This window comes from Streptomyces bungoensis (genome assembly GCF_001514215.1).
GTDB classification, from domain to species: Bacteria; Actinomycetota; Actinomycetes; order Streptomycetales; family Streptomycetaceae; genus Streptomyces; species Streptomyces bungoensis.
The window spans coordinates 176358-195341 of sequence record NZ_KQ948860.1; the positions used below are offsets into that span (position 1 = coordinate 176358).

The following is an 18984-nucleotide window of genomic DNA, read 5'->3' on the forward strand; positions in this document are numbered from 1 at the left end:
GCGCGGCCGCCGGGGTCGCGTCACTGGTTCCACAGCAGCCGCAGCGCGGCGTTGACCAGGAAGACACCGGCGAACGTCGCCGCCCAGCCCTGCTTGCCCGCAGCGGCCAGGGCGGCGGCGCCGGCGCCGAACCAGAGCGCCTCCAGCACCACCCGGCCCGCGCCGTGCACCGGGTACGGCGCCCGGGGAGAGCCCAGCATCGCCCACACCGCGATCATCACGACCGGGCCGCCGACGCCGAGCAACACCTTGACCAGCCACTTGTCGCTCGCGGTGAAGCCCCACAGCGCGACCGCCGCGTACACGGAGAGTTCCAGCAGGAACATCACCAGCAGGTTGAAGGCCTTCAGGGACGAGATCATGACGGGACTCCTTGCGTCCGGCAGAGGTGTGAGGGGTTGCGTGCGGCGACGTCGAAGCGAGAGCAGCGGGGGGTTGCGAGGGCGACGGGCACGCCGGGGTGGTGGACAAGTGGGGGGTGGCGCGGGCGGATCCGGCGGCCGAAGCCGGCGGCGGGTCAGACCATCAGGTCGCCGCGGACCGTGAACCGGTCCAGCTCGGGGTCGGAGACGAGTATGGACCGCTGCAGCTCCTGCAGCTTCGGTGACGGCGTCACGCCCAGCTCCTCGACCAGGCACGAGCGCAGCGTGGTGAACGCCTCCAGCGCCCGCCACTGCTGACCCGAGCGGTACAGCGCGACCATGTACTGGGCGCACATGTTCTCGTGCATCGGATGGCGTGCGGTGAGCACGGCCAGTTCGCTCAGCAGCGCGTGGTGCCGGCCCAGCGCGAGATCGGCCTCGATCCGCGCCTCGACCGCCATCAGCCGGCTCTCCTCCAGCCGGGTCACCTCCACGCTCAGCCGCATCCCGGTGTGCACGTCGACCAGGGCCCGGCCGCGCCATACCGCGAGCGCCGCCCGCAGCAGCCGGGACGCGGTCTCCCGGTCCCCCAGCCCCAGCGCCCGCCGCCCTGCCGCCGTCAGCCGCTCGAAGGCGTGGACGTCGACCTCCTCGGGCGTGATGTCGAGCAGGTAGCCGGCGTACCGGGTGGCCAGTACGTCCTTGGCGCTGCGCGGGCCGTTCGCGGGCAACGCGGCCGCGAGCCGCTTGCGCAGCTGCAGGATGTACGTCTGCAGCGTCGTCTGGGCGCTGCGCGGGGGCTCGGTGCCCCACAGCTCCTCCATCAGGGTGGACACGGGAACGACCTGACCGGCCTGCAGGGCAAGCAGGGCCAGTACCTGACGCGGCTTGCCCGCGGTCGGCGGCAGGGCGATCCCGTTCTCCGTCGCCTCGAAGGACCCCAGGATCTTGACGTCCATGGCGGACACCTCCCCCATCTCGCTGGGTCGCTTTGACCCTTCTCATGGTTCGCCACGCCGGGGGGCCGGCGGCAGTGCGCGGATCACCGACCACCTGTGAATCCGCACCTGACCGAAGCGTGAAAAAACCATGCCCTCTCGACGGGGCCCGGGGGGCGGGGCCCGGCTCGTCCCCCCGACCGGCGGTGCAGAGCCGCACGAGCCGGGCTCAAGCGGGCCGTCCCAGGCTGGGCGCGGGTGGCGCGGGTTCACGACCCGCCGGCCGCGTGTACCGGGGCCCACCACCGATCACGGCGAACGTGAGGAGAAGGCATTGACGACGGTATCCAGCCCGGCCACACCCGAAACCCATCCCTCCCCGCTCCAGGCGCTGCGCACCCTGCGCGCGGACGGCCGGCTCGCCGAGCGCTGGCCGGACGTCGCGCCGCTGCTCGCCGAACTCGCCTCCACCGGGGCCGAGACGGACCTCCGGCGGGCGGGCTCGGTGCTCTCGCAGGTCGACCGCGCGCAGGTCCTCGCGGCCCGGCCGGAGACGGAGACCGCGGTGGTCGCCGTCACCGGGCACTCCACGCTGGGGAGCCTGGGCGCGCCGCTGGCCGCCGAGTTCGGCCGGCACGGGCTGCTCGTGGAGACCCGGCTGAGCGACTTCGACGCCTACCAGCGCGACCTGCGCGACACCGGCAGCCCGGTGTACGCGGCCGACGTCGATCTCGCCCTGTGCGTCCTGGACCCGCAGCTGCTCCTGGACGAGCTGGGCTCGCCCTGGCAGGCGGAGGACCTGGCGGACGCGGCCCGCCGCAAGCTCGCGGAGCTGGAGCGGCTCGCCGCCGGCTTCACCGAGCACTCCGGCGCGGCCCTCGTCCTCAACACCGTCCCGCTGCCCCGCGCGGTCACCCACCAGCTCGTCGACCACGAGTCACGGGCCCACGCGGGCGTGGCCTGGCGCGAGTTCAACAGCGGCCTGCTGCGGCTGGCGCTGGCCCATCCGCGTGTCCACGTGATCGACCTGGACCCGCTGGTGGCCGCCGGCACCCCGCTGAACGATCCGCGCATGGCGGCGTACGCCAAGGCCGCGCTCGGCGACGACCTGCTGGCCCGCTACGCCCGCGAGGTCGCCCACGTGGCGCGGATGCTGCGCGGCCGCACCAAGAAGGTCCTCGTCGTCGACGCCGACAACACCCTGTGGGACGGCGTCCTCGGTGACGACGGCCCGGACGGCATCGCCGCCGCGACCACCTTCCGCGGTGAGGCGTTCGGCACCTTCCAGCGCCTGGTGCGCCAGCTCGGCTCCCAGGGCGTGCTGCTCGCCGTCAGCAGCAAGAACGACCACGACAACGTGGTGCAGGTGCTGCGCGAGCACCCCGACATGGTGCTGCGGGAGGCCGACTTCGCCCGGGTCAACGCCAACTGGCAGCCCAAGGACGCCAACCTCCAGGACATCGCGCGCAGGCTGAACCTGGGGGTGGACAGCTTCGTGTTCGTCGACGACTCGCCGTTCGAGTGCGGTCTGGTCGCCGGCAGCCTGCCCCAGGTCGCCGTGGTCCGGCTGGACGACGAGCCGGCCCTGCACGTCGAGAAGCTGCTCGCCGACGGCTGGTTCGACACCCCGCGCCTCACCGCCGAGGACCGGGCCCGCGCCGCCCAGTACCGCACCGAGGCCGAACGCGCCGGCCTGCTGGAGAGCGCCGGCTCGCAGGAGGAGTACCTGAGCCGGCTGGGGGTCCGGGTCACCCTCGCGCCGGCCACCGCCGGCGACATCGACCGCGTGGCCCAACTGTCGCTGCGGACCAACCAGTTCAACCTGACGACGGTACGCCTGCAGGCCGCCGACGTGGCCGAGCGGCTGGCCGACGACAGCCACCTGGTCCTGGTGGTCCGCTCGGCCGACCGCTTCGGCGACAACGGCGTCGTCGGCGTCGTCTTCGCCCAGCGCGACGGCGAGGAGCTGCGGGTGGACAACATGCTGCTGTCCTGCCGGGTGTTCGCCCGGGGCATCGAGCAGACGGCCGTCGCCGCCCTGCTGGCCCACGCCCGGGCCACCGGCGCCACGCGGGTCACCGCGAGCTACCGGCCCACCAAGAAGAACAAGAACGTGCGGGAGTTCTGGCCCTCCCAGGGCTTCACCACCACGCACACCGCGGACGACGAAGTCCGCTTCCGGCACCACCTCGACGACCTCCCGGCCGTGCCGGACCACGTCCACCTCGACTCCGCCCTGGAAGGGTCCACGCGATGACCGACACGACGAACGCCACCAAGATGACCAAAGAGGACTTCATCCACCTCGTGCGCGACGAGCTCGACCTGCCGCTCGGCATCGACGACCTCGAGGCCGACTTCGACCACGTCGTCAGCTGGGACTCGATGCACATGATCCGCCTCGTCGCCGCCGTCGAGCGGCAGACCGGCAACCGGGTCCCCGTCGGCAAGCTGCTCGCCGACCGCAGCCTGTCCGCCATCTACGAGCGCATCAGCGCCGCCGCCTGACTCACTGGAGGGTCACACACCATGAGCATCGACGCGCACGACATGGCGCGCACCGGGCCCGCACCGGCGCCCGCGTCCCCCACCCGGCAGGCCGCCGTCCCCACGGCCGTCAAGCGCGGACTGATCCTCTTCCTGGTCGCGAGCGCACAGCTGATGTGCGTGCTGGACGCCACGATCGCCAACGTGATGCTCCCCGAGCTGCGCGGCGACATCGGGCTGAGCACCGCGGGCCTGCAGTGGGTGATGAACATCTACGTCGTCCTCTTCGGCGGCCTGATGCTGCTCGGCGGCCGACTCACCGACGTGTTCGCCCGCCGCAACGTGCTGGCCGTGGGCCTCGTCCTGTTCGTGATCGGCTCGCTGCTCGCGGCCGCCGCGGACACCGGCGGTGTCCTGCTGACCGGCCGCGCCCTGCAGGGCATCGGCGCCGCCGGGCTGTCCCCGGCCGCCCTGTCCATCCTCGTCACGACCTACCCCGAGCCCGACCAGCGGGCCAAGGCACTCGGCATCTGGGGCACCGTCATGGGCATCGGGGCCAGCCTCGGCACCCTGCTCGGCGGCGCCATCACCGAGATCGACTGGCGCCTGGCGTTCCTGATCAACGTGCCGATCGGCGCCGCGCTGCTCGCCGCGATCTTCGTGTGGATCCCGCGCAGCGCCCCGACCGGCCCGCGCCCGCCGGCCGACATCGCGGGCGGCCTCTTCGGCACCCTCGGACTGCTCTCCCTCGTCTTCGGCATCGTCAAGGCGGGCACCGACGGCTGGGACGACTCGATCGCCCTGGGCACCCTGGCCGCGGCGGTCGTCCTGCTCGTCGTCTTCGTCCGGGTGGAGAGCACGGCCAAGGCCCCGCTGCTGCCGCTGTCACTGCTGCGCCGCAAGTCCGTCGCCACCGGCACCACCGCCCAGCTGATCGCGGCCGGCCTGATGCTGCCGTCCTTCTTCCTGCTGCCGCAGTACATGCAGATGGTGCTGCACTACAGCCCCCTGGAGGTGGGCTTCGCCTACATCCCGACCAGCCTGGCCATGCTCGGCGTCTCCGGTGCCGTACCGAGCCTGATCGCCAAGTACGGTCCCCGGGTCCCGTACGTCACCGGCACCCTGATGCTGGCCGGCGTCCTGGTCCTCATGACCAACGCCCCGTCGGACGCGAACTACTGGTCCGTCCTGCTGCCGGTCACGGCCCTGCTGGGCGTGGGCCTGGTGCTGTGCCTGATGACGATCCCGGTCGTCGGCACGCGGGACGCCACGGAGCGGGACGCGGGCACCACGTCCGCGGTCCTCAACGCCTCCACGGAGATCGGCGGCGCGCTGGCCCTGGCGGTCACCGCGACGGTGGTCGGCTCGCACCTGGCCCACCTGACCGCGCACGGCACACCCACCGTCACCGCGCTCACCGAGTCCTTCCACCGCGGGTTCCTGGTCCTGTCCGTCTGGGTCGCCCTGAACCTGGCCATCGGCCTGTTCGCCTTCGACGGCCGCCCCGGGAAGGACCCGGTGACCGCCCCGCGGTCCTGACCCCGAGCCCCCGGACGGCCCGGAAGCGCTCCCGCACCGAAGGGGACCGCGACCGGGTCCGTCCGGGGGGTCCCATCCCTCGCACCGGCCCTGGGAGGCAGGCAGATGATCCAGCAGCGCACCAGGTCGGCCGCGACGGCCCCCGCTCCCGTTCCGTCCCTCGCCCTCGCATCCGCGTCACCCGGCACTCCCGTCGCCCTGCTGCTCGGTGCCTCGGGGGCGTCCGGCGGCCCCGACGACGCGGCGGCCGTGTCCGCGCTGCTGGAGGCGTGGGCCTGCGGAGTCGCCACCCACGTCGTCGACCGGGCGTCCCTGCTCGCCGCCCGCGGCAGCGAGACGGCGGCCCTGGCCGACGCCTCCTCCGGCCTCGACGTCACCCGTCCCGACCTCTGCGTCGCCTGGGCCCGCGGCCAGGTCGCCCAGGGCCGGCGCTTCGACATCGTGCTCGGCCTGCGCCCCGAGACCCAGCCGGCCGCCGCCGAGACGGCCGCCGCCCTGGGCCTGCGCGGCAACCGCCCCGACGTCGTCCGCACCGTCCTCGACGCCGGCACCTGCCGGGCGGCGCTGGCGGCGGAGGGCTTCCTGCTGGACACCGAGCCGCCCGCGGCCGGGGGCCTGGCCGCCGTGGGCGTCTTCGCCGCAGGCCGCCCGCACATCGCCCTCGTCGCCGCCCTGCCCGCCGACGGCGGCGCCGTCCGCACGGCCGGGCTGACCCGGAGCGAGTGGGCCGCGGTCACCGGCCGGGCCTGCTCCGCCGTCCACCGGCTGGGCCTGGAGTTCGGCGTCTTCCGCGTGGACCTGCGCCTCACCGGCCGGGGCGTGGTCCTCGGCTCCGTGCGCACCACCCTCGGCCACGACGGAGTGTCCGCGCTGCTGCGGACCGCCGTGCCCTGGCTGGAGCCCTACGGCGCCGTGTACGACGACGCCCTCGACCGCACCGGCCCGCTGCCGGTCCTCCCCGTCAACCGCCCGGCCGCACCCGGGCCCGGGTCCGCGGCCGTCCCCGCCCCACCGCTCCTCCGGCTCGCCGGCGACCCGGACGACGCCGCCGACGAGCCCCACCTGTGGCGCGGGATCGACTGAGGTGGCACCGGCCGACGTGACACCGGCCGACGCGCGCGGCGCTCAGAGCCAGCCCTTCTCCCGCGCGATCCGCACCGCCTCCGCCCGGTTGCGCACCGCGAGCTTCTGGATGGCCGTGGAGAGGTAGTTGCGGACCGTGCCCTGGGACAGGTGCAGGGCCGCGGCCAGTTCGGCGTTGGTGGAGCCGTCGGCCGCCGCGCGGAGCACCTCGCGCTCGCGGTCGGTGAGCGGGTTCGCGCCCTCCGCCAGGGCCGCGGCGGCGAGCGTGGGGTCGATGACCCGCTCGCCGGAGAGCACCTTGCGCACGGCGTCGGCGAGCTGGGCGGCCGGCGCGTCCTTGACCAGGAAGGCGTCGGCGCCGGCCTCCATCGCGCTGCGCAGGTAGCCGGGGCGGCCGAAGGTGGTGAGGACGACGAGCTTGACCTCGGGGTACTTCCGGTGGACCTGGGCCGCCGCCTCGATGCCGGTGCAGCCGGGCATCTCTATGTCGAGCAGTGCCACGTCCACGCCGTGCGCGCCGACGGCCGCCAGCACCTCGTCCCCGCGGGCGACCTGGGCGACCACCTCGATGTCGTCCTCGAGGCCGAGCAGGGCGGCCAGCGCCTCGCGGACCATGGACTGGTCCTCGGCGAGGAGGACCTTGATCGGGCTCGTCATGCCCCGGATCCTACGTCCGCCCCGCGGGACTCCGGCACCCGGGCGACCAGCCGGAACCCGTGCCTGACCCGGCCGGCCTCGAGTGCTCCGCCGGCCTTCTCCAGGCGCTCGGTCAGCCCGGCGAGCCCGTTCCCCGGACCGGCCCCGGAGCCGCCCGACCCGTTGTCCTCGACGCAGAGTTCGAGCATCGGGCCGTCCAGCGTCTGCCGCCGCAGCAGCTGGATGACGCACCGGTCGGCGCCGCTGTGCCGGACGACGTTGGTGACCGCCTCGCGCAGCGCCCAGGCGAGGGCGGCCTCGGCCTCCTCGGGCAGGCCGGCGAGATCGGCCTCGGCGGGCACCTCGGCGACGACCCCGGCGGCGGTCAGCGCGACCTGGCTGCCGGCGAGCTCGACGCTGAGACGGGGGCGGCGGTAGCCGGTGACGGCCTCGCGGACGTCGACCAGGGCCTGCCGGCTGACCCGTTCGATGTCGGCGACCTGCTGGGCCGCCTCGTCGGGCCGGCCGGGCAGCATCCGCCCGGCCAGCTCGCTCTTCAGCGTGATCAGGGACAGCGAGTGGCCGAGCAGGTCGTGCAGGTCACGGGCCAGCCGCAGCCGCTCCTCGTTGGCGGCGAGCTGAGCGACGGTGGCCCGGGCCTTGCGCAGCTCCACGGTCGTCCGCACCAGCTGCCCGACGCCGACCATCGCGAACCCGATGAGCACCACCAGGAAGATCAGACCGCGTGCCTCGTGCTCGCTGCCGTGCAGCCCGACGAGGTACATCACGACGGCCGTCCCGGGGATGGCCCAGTAGGCGGCGCGCACCGGCAGGGTGGCCCCGCAGGCCACCGAGACGTAGACGAACAGTCCGAGCCAGTCGCCGCCGAAGGCGTACGTCAGCACGGGCGCGAGGACGCCGAGCACCACGAGCAGCGCCGCGACGGTGTGTCCCGGGTACGGCCGGCCCATGTTGCGGAAGACCAGACTCAGGTACACCCCGACGAAGGCGGTGAGGCCGAGCCAGCCGGCCACGGTGGCGCGGGTGCTGTGATCGCCGCTGAGCAGGTCGCCAACCGGCGAGCTGAGGAAGACCAGCCAGACGCCGATCCACAGCACCTTGACCTTCAGCTCGCGCCGGTTGCTCGGCGAGCGGCCCATGGGCGGCAGGGCGCCGGGCCGTCGGCCCGCCGCCGGGTCTTCCGTCTGGTCCCGCGTCCCGTCTTCCGTCATCGTGCTCACGCCTTCAGCGTGTCCTTCCGGTACAGCCAGGCCGCGCCGCCCGCGAACAGGACGAAGAAGGCGGCGAGGACGGCGACGTCCTGGGCGTGGGGCGCCTGGCTCTGCTCGATGGACCGTCCCAGGGCAGCGTACGCGTGCGTGGGCAGCCACTTGGCGATGTCCTGCAACCAGGTGGGGAAGGTGGTGGTCGGCATCCACAGGCCACCGAGGATCGACAGGCCGAAGTACGTGATCATGGTGATCGGGCGGACCGCGTCGCCGGAGGCGAGGTAGCCGAGGGCGACGCCGAGCGCGGCGAAGACGAGGCTGCCGGCCCAGATCGCGCCGGTGAGAGCGAGCCACTGCCAGGCGTCCAGGCGTACGTCCTCCACGGCCGCGGCGACCAGGAAGACCACCACGATGGACGGCAGGCTGACCACGGCGGCGCTCGCGGTCTTGGCGAGCACGTAGCCGCGCCCGGGCAGCGGGGTCAGCCGCAGCTGCCGCACCCAGCCGCCCTCCCGTTCCTTGGCGATCCGCTCGCTGTTGCCCATCAGGACGGCCGTCAGCGCGCCGAAGGAGGCCATGGACACCATCATGTACGTCGCCAGGGTCAGCCCGGTGCCCTCCACCTTGGTTCGCGAGTCGCCCTGGTTGGCGACCAGCAGGAAGATCACCGAGGGGTAGATCACCGAGAAGAACAGGAACTTGCGGTTGCGCAGGGCGCGGGCGAGTTCGAGCTTGATCAGGCTGGTCATGACTGCTTGGCCTCCTCGGCCTCCGTGATGGCGACGAACGCCTGCTCCAGGCCGAGCCCGGCGACTTCGAGGTTGCGGGGGTAGACACCGAGGCCGTAGAGGGCGTGGACGGTGGCGTCGGCGTCGGCGGACTGGATGCGGACGGTCCGGCCGCTGACGTCCATGGCGGTGAGGAAGGGCAGGTCGCGCAGGGCGGCCTCGTCGATGTCGCCCTCGAGGTCGAAGGAGACCCGCCGCGCCCCCGCCTTGGCCTTGATCTCGGCGGCGGTGCCGTCGGCGAGGAGCCGGCCGCGGTGCAGGACCAGCACCCGGTCGGCGATGGCGTCGGCCTCCTCCAGGTAGTGGGTGGCGAACAGGACCGTGCGGCCCTGGTCGGCCTGCTCGCGCATGGTGGCCCAGAAGGCCTGGCGGGCGGAGACGTCCATGCCGGTGGTCGGCTCGTCCAGCACGATGAGGTCGCTGTCGCCGGCGGTGGCCAGGGCGAACCGGACCCGCTGGGCCTGGCCGCCGGAGAGCTTGTTGACCTTGCGGTCGGCGATCTGCGCGATGCCCGCGCGGGCGAGCACGTCGGCGGCCCGGTACGGCTTCGGGTGCAGGGAGCAGGCCAGCCTCACCAGTTCGGCGACGGTGACCTCGTCCATCAGCCCGCCGCTCTGCAGCATGGCCCCGACCCGCCCGGCGACGATCGCCTCGCGGGGGCTGGTTCCGAACACGCTGACCGTGCCGCTGTCGGCGTTCTTCAGCCCGAGGAGCAGGTCGAGCGTGGTGGACTTGCCGGCCCCGTTCGGGCCGAGGAGGGCGACGGTCTGCCCCGGGTACAGCCGGAGCGAGAGCCCGTCGACGGCCCGCGTGCTCCCGTACGTCTTGCTCACCTGGTCGAACCCGACCACCGGGGCGGTGGTGGCCGGCGCCGCTGTCGTTGTCATGTCCCCATGCTCGCGGTCCGGCTGCCGGCCCCGGCAGTGCCGGGCGTCCTGAGAGCCGGATGACAGATGTCACGCGCCGGAGGTGACACGGGCGCGGGGGGCGTCCGGAACGGTGCCGGACGCCCCCCGCGGGGCCGCGCTAGCTGGGGTTGGTGTCGATGACCGCGACCCGGTTGGTCCGGCTCACCAGCGCCTGGCGCAGGGCGCCGTAGACGTCCTCGGGGGTCACGGGCGTCTTCTTGCCGTTGGCGCGGGTGACCAGGACGCCGTCGAAGGTCTTGCCGTACAGCGCCTTCAGGGCCGTCAGATCGGGCTTGTCCACCAGCTTGCCGTCGACGGCCGTCACCCTGAGGAACTTCCACAGCGAGTTCTGCGGGCTCATGGGGATCGAGTGCGCCGCGTCCGTCTGGACGGTCACCCGGGCCGACATCGCCGGCTCGGCGAACGCCTTCATCTCGCGGTCGACCTCGGCGTTGGAGACGGTCGGCTGCTTCGTGGTGGCCGGGACGGTGACCGGGGTCGCCGTGCCGGTCTCCACCAGGGTGCGGTAGGCCTGCTCGACCGCCTGGGTGGAGCGGGCGGCGTCGATGGCCTTGCCGGCCTTGCCGTAGACGGCGACGGCCTTGCCGGACTTGAAGGTGATGCCGCCCTCGGTGACCGAGCCGGAGCCGCCGCCGGTCTGCTGGAGGGCCGCCTGGAGCTTCTCCTCGTCGACCGGCATGACCGGCTCGATCTCCCGCTTCTGCCCGAAGAGGGAGCCGATCACGGAGACCGGGTTGTAGTCGCTCTTGGCGGCCTGGCTCACCGTGGCCTGGAAGTCGAACTGCAGGCCCGCCTTGTCCGGCGTGACGGACACGGCCTGGCCGCCCACGGACAGCTTCAGCGGCTTGTTCACCCGGCTGCCGAAGGCGTCGTCGAGCTTCTTGACGGCGTCGTCGCGGGTGCCGCCGCCGATGTCGACGCCGAGCACGGTGGTGCCCTTGGGCACGTCGCTGTGGCTCATCAGCAGCCCGGCGCCGTAGGCACCGCCCGCGAGGACGAACACGCCGACGCCGAGCAGCATCAGCTTGCTGCGGCCCTTCTTCGCGGGCTTCGCGGCGGCCTTCGGCCGGGCGGCCGGCTCGGGCCGGGGCGCGGTGCGCGGCACGGTGTCCCCGCCGGCTGCGCCGCCCGGGCCGAACGGGGCGGTGCCGGCGGACGGGACGACCGGGATGCCGCTGGTGACGGTGTGTCCGGAGACGTTGTCCGGCGCCCGGTAGCCGGGCGTGCCCGGTTCGGGGGCCGGCTTCTGCGGGGTGAGGATCGCGGTGTCGTCGCTGAGCCCGCCACCGGGGGCGGGCGGGCGGACCTGGCCGTTCCCGGCGCCGGGCAGGCGGTGGCTGCCGGTGTCGCCGTAGCCGCCGGGCAGCTGGTGGCTGCCGGTGTCGCCGTAGCCGCCGGGGGCGTCGAAGGACTCGCCCACGGTCCCGTCCAGGTCGCTGAGCGCGCTGCGCGGGCCCTGCGGGAGGAGCGGTCCGTCTCCGGTGACCGGGCCGCTCGTCGGGCCGGCGGGCCCCTGCGGGCCGCGGCCGCCCGGGCCGCCGGGTCCGTTGAACCCGCCGTGCCCGTTCGCCCCGTTGGCGCTGTTCGCGCCGTTCGTCCCGCTCGCGCCGTTCGCACCCGCCGGGCCGTTGCCGGCGCCGAACGCGCTCTGGCCGCCGTTCTCGGCGAAGTACGGCAGGTCGTCGCGGCTCGGCTCGCCGCCGTCGGACGGGCCGGGGCGGGAGCCGCCCAGCGCGCCCGCGGCCAGCACCTCGGTCACGTCGAAGGAGCCCGTGCCGCCGCCATGGCCCGGGGCCACGGGGCCGCCGGTGGCGCCGGGCAGGCCCTTGCCGTTCGTGGCGCCGGGCCGGGCACCGCCCGGTACGCCCATGGAGCCGACCACGCCGCCGGGGCGGCCGCCGCCGGGGCGCGCGCCGGTGGTACCGGCCGCGCCGGACGCACCCGGGGCACCCGGACGGGTGCCCGCGGGACCGGCCGCCGCGGGGGCGGGCGCCGAACCGGCGGGCGTACCCGCCCCGTTCGTGCCGCCGCCGGCCGGACCGCCCTTGGGCGGCGCCGACTTGCGGGGCGCGAACCAGTCGCTGGCCGGCTTGTCCTCGGCCTGCGGGGCGGGTTCGGCGGGCGGTTCGGCGGCGCCGGCGGGCGCGGCGGGCGCCGGAGCGGGCCGCGTGCCGGTGTCCGCGTCGTCCACCGCGGCCTCGCCGTCCCCGACGGGCGTGCGCATGACGACGGGCGGGATGGGCCGCGACCCGGGGATGTTGATCCGGATGCGGGTCGTCAGCGTGGTCTCGGTCTTGCGTTCCTCCGGCCGCTTGGCCGAACGGCCCGCGTCCGCACCGGCGTCGGAAGCCATGGGGGTCCCGTACGGCGGCGTCCCCGAGGGGTATGCGGCTCCGCCGCGCCCGTTGGGCCCGGAGGACGGAGTGTCAGTTTCACGACTCAAGGCAGGTTCTCCCGGTTGGCTCCGCCGCCCGTCACGACCTCAGCGGGCTTGCTCGGCGGCGCGCACCACCATACTGGCCACTTCTGGCGCGTATCCGCCGACCGCGAGGAAACCCACACCGGACTCGCACGCGCGTTGTACGGCGAAGTGGTACGTCACTTGCCAAGTCGGGCGGGAGAGCCGTCGGGTTGCCGCCCCGGACCGAGCGTGGCGCAGATCACAGCGACCGCCATCCCGCCGAGCAGGAAGAGGTACGAGCCGGCTCCCGCGCCGAACATGAAGTCGCCCTCCGGGCGGCCGGCGGTGAGCAGCATGACGGCGACGATCCACCCGGCCACCGGGGCGACCGCCCCCGCCCGGCTGCGCAGCGCGTACGCCCCCCCGAGGAACAGCCCGGCCGCCCCCGCGAGGGCGAGCAGCAGCCCGCCCGGGAACCAGGCGGCCTGGACCAGGGTCCCGGCGAGCGCGACGACGGCACCGAGCACGAACAGCCCCGCCAGGGCGACGGCACGCCCGGCGGAGGGCGGCCGCAGCGGCTGGGCCAGCATCGATCCGCGTCCGGACGTACTCATGACCGCTCCCGCGCCTGCTCGGCGGTGTCCGCGGGGATGCCCGCGAACAGGTCGCTCTCCCCCGGCCGGCCCTCGCCGCGCACCAACTCGTAGTACTCGGTGGTGAACAGCGGCTGGGCCAGTTCGTTGGAGAGCGCGAAGTACGGTTCGGCCACCTCGATCTGGGTGGCGTGGGCGCGCATCGCGGCGGCCTTGGCGGCGGCGTGCGCGAGGCCGTCGACCGCGGTGGTGATCCGCTCGTCCGCGACCACGCCCGGCACGTCGGCGACGGAGCCGCTCTTGGCGAAGGGCAGGTCGGCGAGGTCGTCCTGGAGCCGGGCGAAGGCGGCCTCGGCGACGGAGCGCGGGACGCGGTTCCAGTAGACCTTGGCGATGCGGTGCCCGCGCCCGGCCGCCAGGTCGGCGGCGCGCATGGCGACGCGGTGGGCCTGGATGTGGTCCGGGTGGCCGTAGCCGCCGTTGTCGTCGTAGGTGACGAGGACCTGGGGGCGGACCTCGAGGATCACCTCGGCCAGCCGGCCGGCGGCCTCGTCGACGTCGGCCCGCCAGAAGCAGCCGGGGTCGTCGTTGTCGGGGCCGCCCATCATCCCGGAGTCGCCGTACCGGCCGGCGCCGCCGAGCAGCCGTACGTCCGTCACCCCCAGCGCGCGGGCGGCGGCGGCCAGCTCACCGCGCCGGTGCGCCCCCAGGGCGGCGCCACTCAGGTGCCGCAGCCCGGGCGGGATGACCTCCCCGCGCTCGCCGAGCGTGCAGGTGACCAGGGTCACGTGGGCTCCCTCGGCCGCGTACCGGGCCATGGTCGCGCCGTTGTTGATCGACTCGTCGTCCGGGTGCGCGTGCACCAGCAGCAGACGCCGGGCTGGCAGTTCCGTCATGGGTCCACCCTACGAGCCCCGGCGGCCCGCGTCCGGCTCGGCCCGGGCCGAGTAGCGTGTGCGCGTGACGGTGTTCGAGGGCGTTCAGGTGAACCTGCGGTGCGAGGACGTGGAACGCTGCGCGGCGTTCTTCCGCGCCCTCGGCCTGCCGGAGAGGTTCCGCTTCCAGCTCCGCCCGGGCGGGCGGTGAGCTCTACGGCATCGCCACGACGCCCGGGGAGAACACCGAGGTCGTGCTGTGGTGCGACGACGTCGACCGGCTGCACCGGACGGCGCTCGGCGCGGGAGGCGAGTCACCGACGCCTCCGGCCGACTCCCCGGACGGACGTCTGCGCTTCGCCTGGCTGCGCGATCCCGAGGGTCACCGGGTCAAGGTGGTGCAGCGTCGCGGCTGAGCCGGCCACGGCCCCGGGACCGCGCAAGGGCGGCGGACGGCCGCCCCGCTCGCGACGGACCGCGTCAGAACTTGATGCTGCCGATCATGCTGGCCACGTTCGTCGTCAGGTCGCTGATCGTGGGCGCGATCGTCGACGAGGCCAGGTAGAAGCCGAGCAGGACGCAGACCAGCGCGTGGCCGCCCTTCAGCCCTGACTTCCTGATCAGCAGGAAGACGATGATCGCCAGCAGCACCACCGCCGAAATCGAGAGTGCCACGGCGGCTCACCTCCAAATATCCCTGGGACGCGGGGGGTTGGGCACATCCATGCAGGCGCCAGCAGGTTCTTACCCACTCAGCGGTAGTGATCATAACTATCCGTACTCGCGCATCGCTCGGCGCACGGCCGCACAAGGGGGCGCATGGCCAATATGGTCGGGGTATGACGACCGAGGCTGACTCCTTCCCCCGTCGGTACGCCCGCACCCAGCGGTTCACGCTCGGCGCGCCGCGCGCGTTCACCGTGGCACCCGACGGGTCGCGTGTCGCGTTCCTGCGTTCGACCTCCGGCACGGACCGGGCCAACTCCCTGTGGGTTCTCGATCCCAGGGACGGCACCGAGCGGGTGGCGGCCGATCCCGGAGCCCTGCTGAAGGGCGCCTCCGAAGAGCTCTCGCCCGAGGAGCGGGCGCGCCGCGAGCGCAGCCGGGAGGGCGGTGCCGGCATCGTCGGCTACGCCACCGACAGCGCCGTGGAGTTGGCGTCTTTCGCCTTGTCAGGGCGGCTTTTCACGGCCGAGCTGCGAGCCGGCACGGCGCGTGAACTCGCCGTGCCGGGACCGGTGATCGACCCGCGTCCGTCCCCCGACGGGCGGCACGTCGCGTACGTCGCCCGGGGCGCGCTGCGGGTGGTGGGCGCCGAGGGCGACGGGGACCGGGCGCTGGCCGAACCGGAGGGGGAGCAGGTCGCCTACGGGCTGGCCGAGTTCGTCGCGGCCGAGGAGATGTCGCGCACGCGGGGTTTCTGGTGGGCTCCGCGGTCGGACCGGCTGCTCGTGGCGCGTGTGGACGACACGCCGGTGCGGCGGTGGTGGATCGCCGACCCGGCCCACCCGGACCGTGAGCCGAATCATGTCGCGTACCCGGCGGCGGGCACGGAAAACGCGGACGTACGGTTGTTCGTCCTCGGCCTGGACGGGGGGCGCACGGAGGTCGTGTGGGACCGGGCGCGCTATCCGTATCTGGCGCGAGTGCACTGGTCAGAGGCGGGTGCGCCGCTGCTGCTGGTGCAGGCCCGGGACCAGCGCAGCCAGCTGTTCCTGGCGGTCGACCCGGACTCCGGGGCGACCCGGATGGTGCACGCCGACGAAGATCCAACATGGCTGGAACTTTTCGCCGGGGTGCCCAGCTGGAGTCCGTCCGGACAGCTGGTCCGGATCGCGGACGAAGGCGGCGCGCGGGTCCTCGCGGTGGGTGAACGGCTGCTGACGGGAGCGCAGTTGCACATCCGCGCGGTGCTGGACGTGGGCGCCCACGACGTGCTGGTCTCCGCCTCGGCGGGCGAGGAGGCGGAGGCGCCGGAGACCGGTGAGGTGCACGTCTACCGGGTGAACGAACTCGGCGTGGAGCGCGTGTCGCAGGAGCCCGGCCTGCACTCGGCGGTGCGCGCCGGGGCGGTGACGGTCCTGACGTCGGCGGCGCTCGACAGGCCGGGGACGCGTGTCCAGGTGCTGTGTGACGGAAAACCGGCGGCGAGTGTCCGCTCCTACGCCGAAGACCCCGGTTTGTCCCCCCGCGTGACGCTGCGGGAGGGGGGCGCACGCCGAATTCCATGCGCCGTGCTTATGCCTACGGACTACCCCGGTGACACGCCCCTGCCGGTTCTGCTGGACCCCTACGGTGGCCCGCACGGCCAGCGGGTGGTCGCCGCGCACAACGCGCACCTGACCTCGCAGTGGTTCGCCGACCAGGGCTTCGCGGTGGTCGTGGCCGACGGCCGGGGCACTCCGGGGCGCTCGCCGGCCTGGGAGAAGGCGGTCCGCGACGATCTGGCGGCCGTCGTCCTGCAGGACCAGGTGGACGCGCTCCAGGCCCTCGCCGAGGATCACCCCCTGGACCTGACCCGGGTGGCCGTCCGCGGCTGGTCCTTCGGCGGGTACCTGGCCGCCCTGGCGGTGCTGCGCCGGCCGGACGTCTTCCACGCGGCGGTGGTCGGCGCGCCCGTCACCGACCTGCGGCTGTACGACACCCACTACATGGAGCGCTACCTCGGCCACCCGGAGCGGCAGCCGGACGTCTACCGCCGCAACTCGCTGATGGACGACGCGGGCCTGGTGGACGCGGCCGAGCCGCACCGCCCGATGATGATCATCCACGGGCTGGCGGACGACAACGTGGTCGTCGCGCACTCCCTCAGGCTGTCCTCGGCCCTGCTGGCCGCGGGCCGCCCGCACGAGGTGCTGCCGCTGTCGGGGGTGACGCACATGACCCCGCAGGAGACCGTCGCGGAGAACCTGCTCCGGCTCCAGCTGGACTTCCTGCGGCGTTCGCTCGGCCTGCCCGCCGAATCCGCGTGAACCGGCTTAACACACAGGCAACTTCACGGAAGCCGCCCCGATATGTGCCGGGGCGAGGCTGAACGGCGTACGGCCGTGCGGGTGCCGTAAGCGGGCCGGGGTGCGCCATGTCATCCCGGCCCGTTGCCGTGCACACCGAGTTCCGCGCAGTCCCCGGCCGGCAGCTCCTCCGCGAAGTGGCAGGCCGAGTCGTGGGCCGCGGGACCGGGCGTGCCGCGGAACGCGGGCGGCACCGCCAGCGGGGGCACCTCCAGCGCGCAGCGCTCCCGCGCCTTCCAGCAGCGGGTGCGGAAGCGGCAGCCCGAGGGGATGTCCGTCGGGGACGGCACGTCGCCGGAGAGGATGATCCGGGCGCGGCGGGCCCGGGCCTCGGGATCGGGCACCGGGACCGCCGAGAGCAGGGCCTGGGTGTAGGGGTGCGTGGCGTGCTCGTAGATCTCCGCGTCGCTGCCGGTCTCCACGATCCGGCCCAGGTACATGACCGCGACCCGGTCCGCGATGTGCCGGACGACGGACAGGTCGTGGGCGATGAAGACGTACGAGAGCGCGAACTCCGCCTGGAGCCGGTCCATCAGGTTGATCACCTGGGCCTGCACGGAGACGTCCAGGGCGGAGACGGGTTCGTCGGCGACGACGACCTCGGGGCGCAGCGCGAGGGCCCGGGCGATGCCGATGCGCTGGCGCTGGCCCCCGGAGAACTGGTGCGGGTAGCGGTTGATGTGCTCCGGGTTCAGTCCGACGACGTCCAGCAGCTCCCGCACCCGGCGGCGCCGTTCACCCTTGGGGGCCGCCTCGGGGTGGATCTCGTACGGCTCCCCCACGATGTCCCCCACCGTCATGCGGGGGTTGAGCGAGGTGTACGGGTCCTGGAAGACCATCTGGATGTTGCGGCGGACGGCCTTCAGGGCCCGGCCGGACAGCCCGGTGATGTCCTCGCCCCGGAACCGGATCGAGCCCGCCGTGGGCCGCTCCAGGTGGCACAGCAGCTTCGCGACGGTCGACTTGCCGCAGCCGGACTCGCCGACGATGCCGAGGGTCTCGCCCCGGCCGAGCGTGAAGTCGACGCCGTCGACCGCCCTGACCGCGCCGATCTGCCTGCGGAACAGGATCCCCCGGGTCAGCGGGTAGTGCTTGACGAGGCCGCTCACCTGGAGGACCGGCTCAGTGGTCGGGGCCATGCAGGCACTCCCTCCAGAAGTGGCAGGCGCTGCCGCGGTCCGCGCCCACCTCGTACAGCGGGGGCACGTCCGTGCGGCACACGTCGCGGGCCATCGGGCAGCGGGGGTGGAAGGGGCAGCCGGGCGGGATGTGCGTGAGGTTCGGCGGCAGGCCCTTGATGGCGTACAGCTCCCGGCCCTTGCGGTCCAGACGCGGGACGGAGTCCAGCAGGCCGCGGGTGTAGGGGTGGGCGGGCGCCTTGTAGATGTCGTGCACGGGGGCCGACTCGACGATCCGCCCGGCGTACATGACGGCGATGCGGTCGGCGACGTCCGCGACGACGCCGAGGTCGTGGGTGATCAGGATCAGGCCCATCCGGTACGCGCGGCGCAGCTCCGCGAGCAGGTCCATGACCTGGGCCTGGACGGTGACGTCGAGGGCGGTCGTCGGCTCGTCGGCGATGATCAGGGCCGGCTCCAGCGCCATCGCCATGGCGATCATGATGCGCTGGCGCATGCCGCCGGAGAACTGGTGGGGGTAGTCCCGCACCCGCTGGGCCGCCGCGGGGATGCGCACCCGGTCCATGAGCTCGACCGCCCTGGCCCGCGCGTCCTTCCTCGACATGCCCCGGTGCACGACGAACATCTCGCCGAGCTGGTCGCCCACCGGCACGACGGGGTTGAGTGCGGACAGCGCGTCCTGGAAGATCATCGCCATCCCGGCGCCCCGGATCCCGCGCCGCTCCTCCTCCTTCAGCCTCAGCAGGTCCCTGCCCCGGAAGAGGATCTCCCCGCCGGTGATCCGGCCGGGCGGCGTGTCGAGGATCCCCATCACGGCCTGCGCGGTCACCGACTTCCCCGACCCGGACTCGCCGAGCACGGCCAGGGTCTCCCCCTCGTCCACGCCGTACGACACCCCGTTCACGGCCCGGGCGATCCCGTCCCGGGTCGCGAACTCCACGTACAGCTCCCGCACTTCGAGCAGCATCGGGCGG

19 protein-coding genes are annotated in these 18984 nt (G+C 73.8%); 7 read left to right on the plus strand and 12 right to left on the minus strand.

Annotated features, from left to right (window positions below; translation table 11 throughout):
* Positions 1–20: 20 nt before the first annotated feature.
* Positions 21–362: a YrdB family protein gene (locus tag AQJ66_RS21085; RefSeq protein WP_061924455.1), complete on the minus strand. Its 342-nt coding sequence runs from the start codon at positions 360–362 to the stop codon at positions 21–23.
* 155 nt (positions 363–517) lie between these two features.
* Positions 518–1321: an AfsR/SARP family transcriptional regulator gene (locus AQJ66_RS21090; RefSeq protein ID WP_061924746.1), complete on the minus strand. Its 804-nt coding sequence runs from the start codon at positions 1319–1321 to the stop codon at positions 518–520.
* Positions 1322–1634: 313 nt separating this feature from the next.
* Here AQJ66_RS21090 and AQJ66_RS21095 point away from each other — a divergent pair, with 313 nt between their 5' ends.
* The 4 genes from AQJ66_RS21095 to AQJ66_RS21110 all read left to right on the plus strand — a co-directional run bounded on the left by AQJ66_RS21095 (position 1635) and on the right by AQJ66_RS21110 (position 6409).
* Entirely contained in the window at positions 1635–3557 is a 1923-nt protein-coding gene (locus AQJ66_RS21095; RefSeq protein ID WP_061924459.1) for an HAD-IIIC family phosphatase, read from the plus strand.
* Entirely contained in the window at positions 3554–3808 is a 255-nt protein-coding gene (locus tag AQJ66_RS21100) for a phosphopantetheine-binding protein (protein WP_061924462.1), read from the plus strand. Before AQJ66_RS21095 ends, AQJ66_RS21100 begins: the two co-directional genes overlap by 4 nt.
* A 21-nt stretch (positions 3809–3829) precedes the next feature.
* Positions 3830–5326, plus strand: coding sequence for an MFS transporter (locus AQJ66_RS21105; RefSeq protein WP_061924464.1), 1497 nt, complete (start codon positions 3830–3832; stop codon positions 5324–5326).
* 105 nt (positions 5327–5431) lie between these two features.
* Positions 5432–6409 (plus strand): hypothetical protein, encoded by a 978-nt coding sequence (locus AQJ66_RS21110; RefSeq protein WP_061924467.1) that lies wholly within the window; start codon positions 5432–5434, stop codon positions 6407–6409.
* Between the two features lie 42 nt (positions 6410–6451).
* Here the strand turns inward: AQJ66_RS21110 and AQJ66_RS21115 are convergent, their stop codons facing one another.
* The 7 genes from AQJ66_RS21115 to mshB form a co-directional block, all read right to left on the minus strand.
* Entirely contained in the window at positions 6452–7066 is a 615-nt protein-coding gene (locus AQJ66_RS21115) for a response regulator transcription factor (RefSeq protein WP_061924470.1), read from the minus strand.
* Positions 7063–8286: a sensor histidine kinase gene (locus tag AQJ66_RS21120; protein ID WP_425264295.1), complete on the minus strand. Its 1224-nt coding sequence runs from the start codon at positions 8284–8286 to the stop codon at positions 7063–7065. The genes AQJ66_RS21115 and AQJ66_RS21120 overlap by 4 nt, the downstream gene beginning before the upstream one ends.
* Positions 8283–9023: an ABC transporter permease gene (locus AQJ66_RS21125; protein ID WP_061924473.1), complete on the minus strand. Its 741-nt coding sequence runs from the start codon at positions 9021–9023 to the stop codon at positions 8283–8285. Before AQJ66_RS21125 ends, AQJ66_RS21120 begins: the two co-directional genes overlap by 4 nt.
* Positions 9020–9949 carry an ABC transporter ATP-binding protein gene (locus AQJ66_RS21130; RefSeq protein ID WP_061924477.1) on the minus strand — a complete coding sequence of 310 codons (930 nt, stop codon included), beginning with the start codon at positions 9947–9949 and terminating at the stop codon, positions 9020–9022. Before AQJ66_RS21130 ends, AQJ66_RS21125 begins: the two co-directional genes overlap by 4 nt.
* 139 nt (positions 9950–10088) lie before the next feature.
* A complete protein-coding gene (locus tag AQJ66_RS21135) occupies positions 10089–12434 on the minus strand; it encodes a hypothetical protein (RefSeq protein WP_061924481.1) in 2346 nt (781 codons plus the stop codon).
* Between the two features lie 155 nt (positions 12435–12589).
* On the minus strand, positions 12590–13006 hold the full coding sequence (locus AQJ66_RS21140; protein ID WP_061924485.1) for a DUF6113 family protein: 417 nt from the start codon (positions 13004–13006) through the stop codon (positions 12590–12592).
* The gene (gene mshB / locus AQJ66_RS21145; protein WP_061924488.1) at positions 13003–13881 is read right to left on the minus strand and encodes an N-acetyl-1-D-myo-inositol-2-amino-2-deoxy-alpha-D-glucopyranoside deacetylase; all 879 of its coding nucleotides are present in this window, start codon (positions 13879–13881) and stop codon (positions 13003–13005) included. The genes AQJ66_RS21140 and mshB overlap by 4 nt, the downstream gene beginning before the upstream one ends.
* 64 nt (positions 13882–13945) lie before the next feature.
* Here mshB and AQJ66_RS40650 point away from each other — a divergent pair, with 64 nt between their 5' ends.
* Positions 13946–14071 (plus strand): hypothetical protein, encoded by a 126-nt coding sequence (locus tag AQJ66_RS40650; RefSeq protein WP_279617330.1) that lies wholly within the window; start codon positions 13946–13948, stop codon positions 14069–14071.
* A 43-nt stretch (positions 14072–14114) separates the two neighbouring features.
* Positions 14115–14276, plus strand: a complete 162-nt coding sequence (locus AQJ66_RS38900) for a VOC family protein (RefSeq protein ID WP_159052593.1) — start codon at positions 14115–14117, stop codon at positions 14274–14276.
* Between the two features lie 64 nt (positions 14277–14340).
* On the opposite strand, the gene AQJ66_RS21150 is transcribed toward AQJ66_RS38900, so the two are convergent.
* Complete coding sequence (locus tag AQJ66_RS21150) at positions 14341–14535, minus strand: hypothetical protein (RefSeq protein WP_061924490.1); 195 nt, start codon at positions 14533–14535, stop codon at positions 14341–14343.
* Between the two features lie 164 nt (positions 14536–14699).
* Between AQJ66_RS21150 and AQJ66_RS21155 the strand changes: the two genes are divergently transcribed.
* Positions 14700–16832 (plus strand): S9 family peptidase, encoded by a 2133-nt coding sequence (locus AQJ66_RS21155; RefSeq protein ID WP_061924493.1) that lies wholly within the window; start codon positions 14700–14702, stop codon positions 16830–16832.
* Positions 16833–16942: 110 nt separating this feature from the next.
* Here the strand turns inward: AQJ66_RS21155 and AQJ66_RS21160 are convergent, their stop codons facing one another.
* A complete protein-coding gene (locus tag AQJ66_RS21160; RefSeq protein ID WP_061924496.1) occupies positions 16943–18010 on the minus strand; it encodes an ABC transporter ATP-binding protein in 1068 nt (355 codons plus the stop codon).
* Positions 17994–18977: an ABC transporter ATP-binding protein gene (locus AQJ66_RS21165; protein ID WP_061924499.1), complete on the minus strand. Its 984-nt coding sequence runs from the start codon at positions 18975–18977 to the stop codon at positions 17994–17996. Before AQJ66_RS21165 ends, AQJ66_RS21160 begins: the two co-directional genes overlap by 17 nt.
* Positions 18978–18984: the final 7 nt, after the last annotated feature.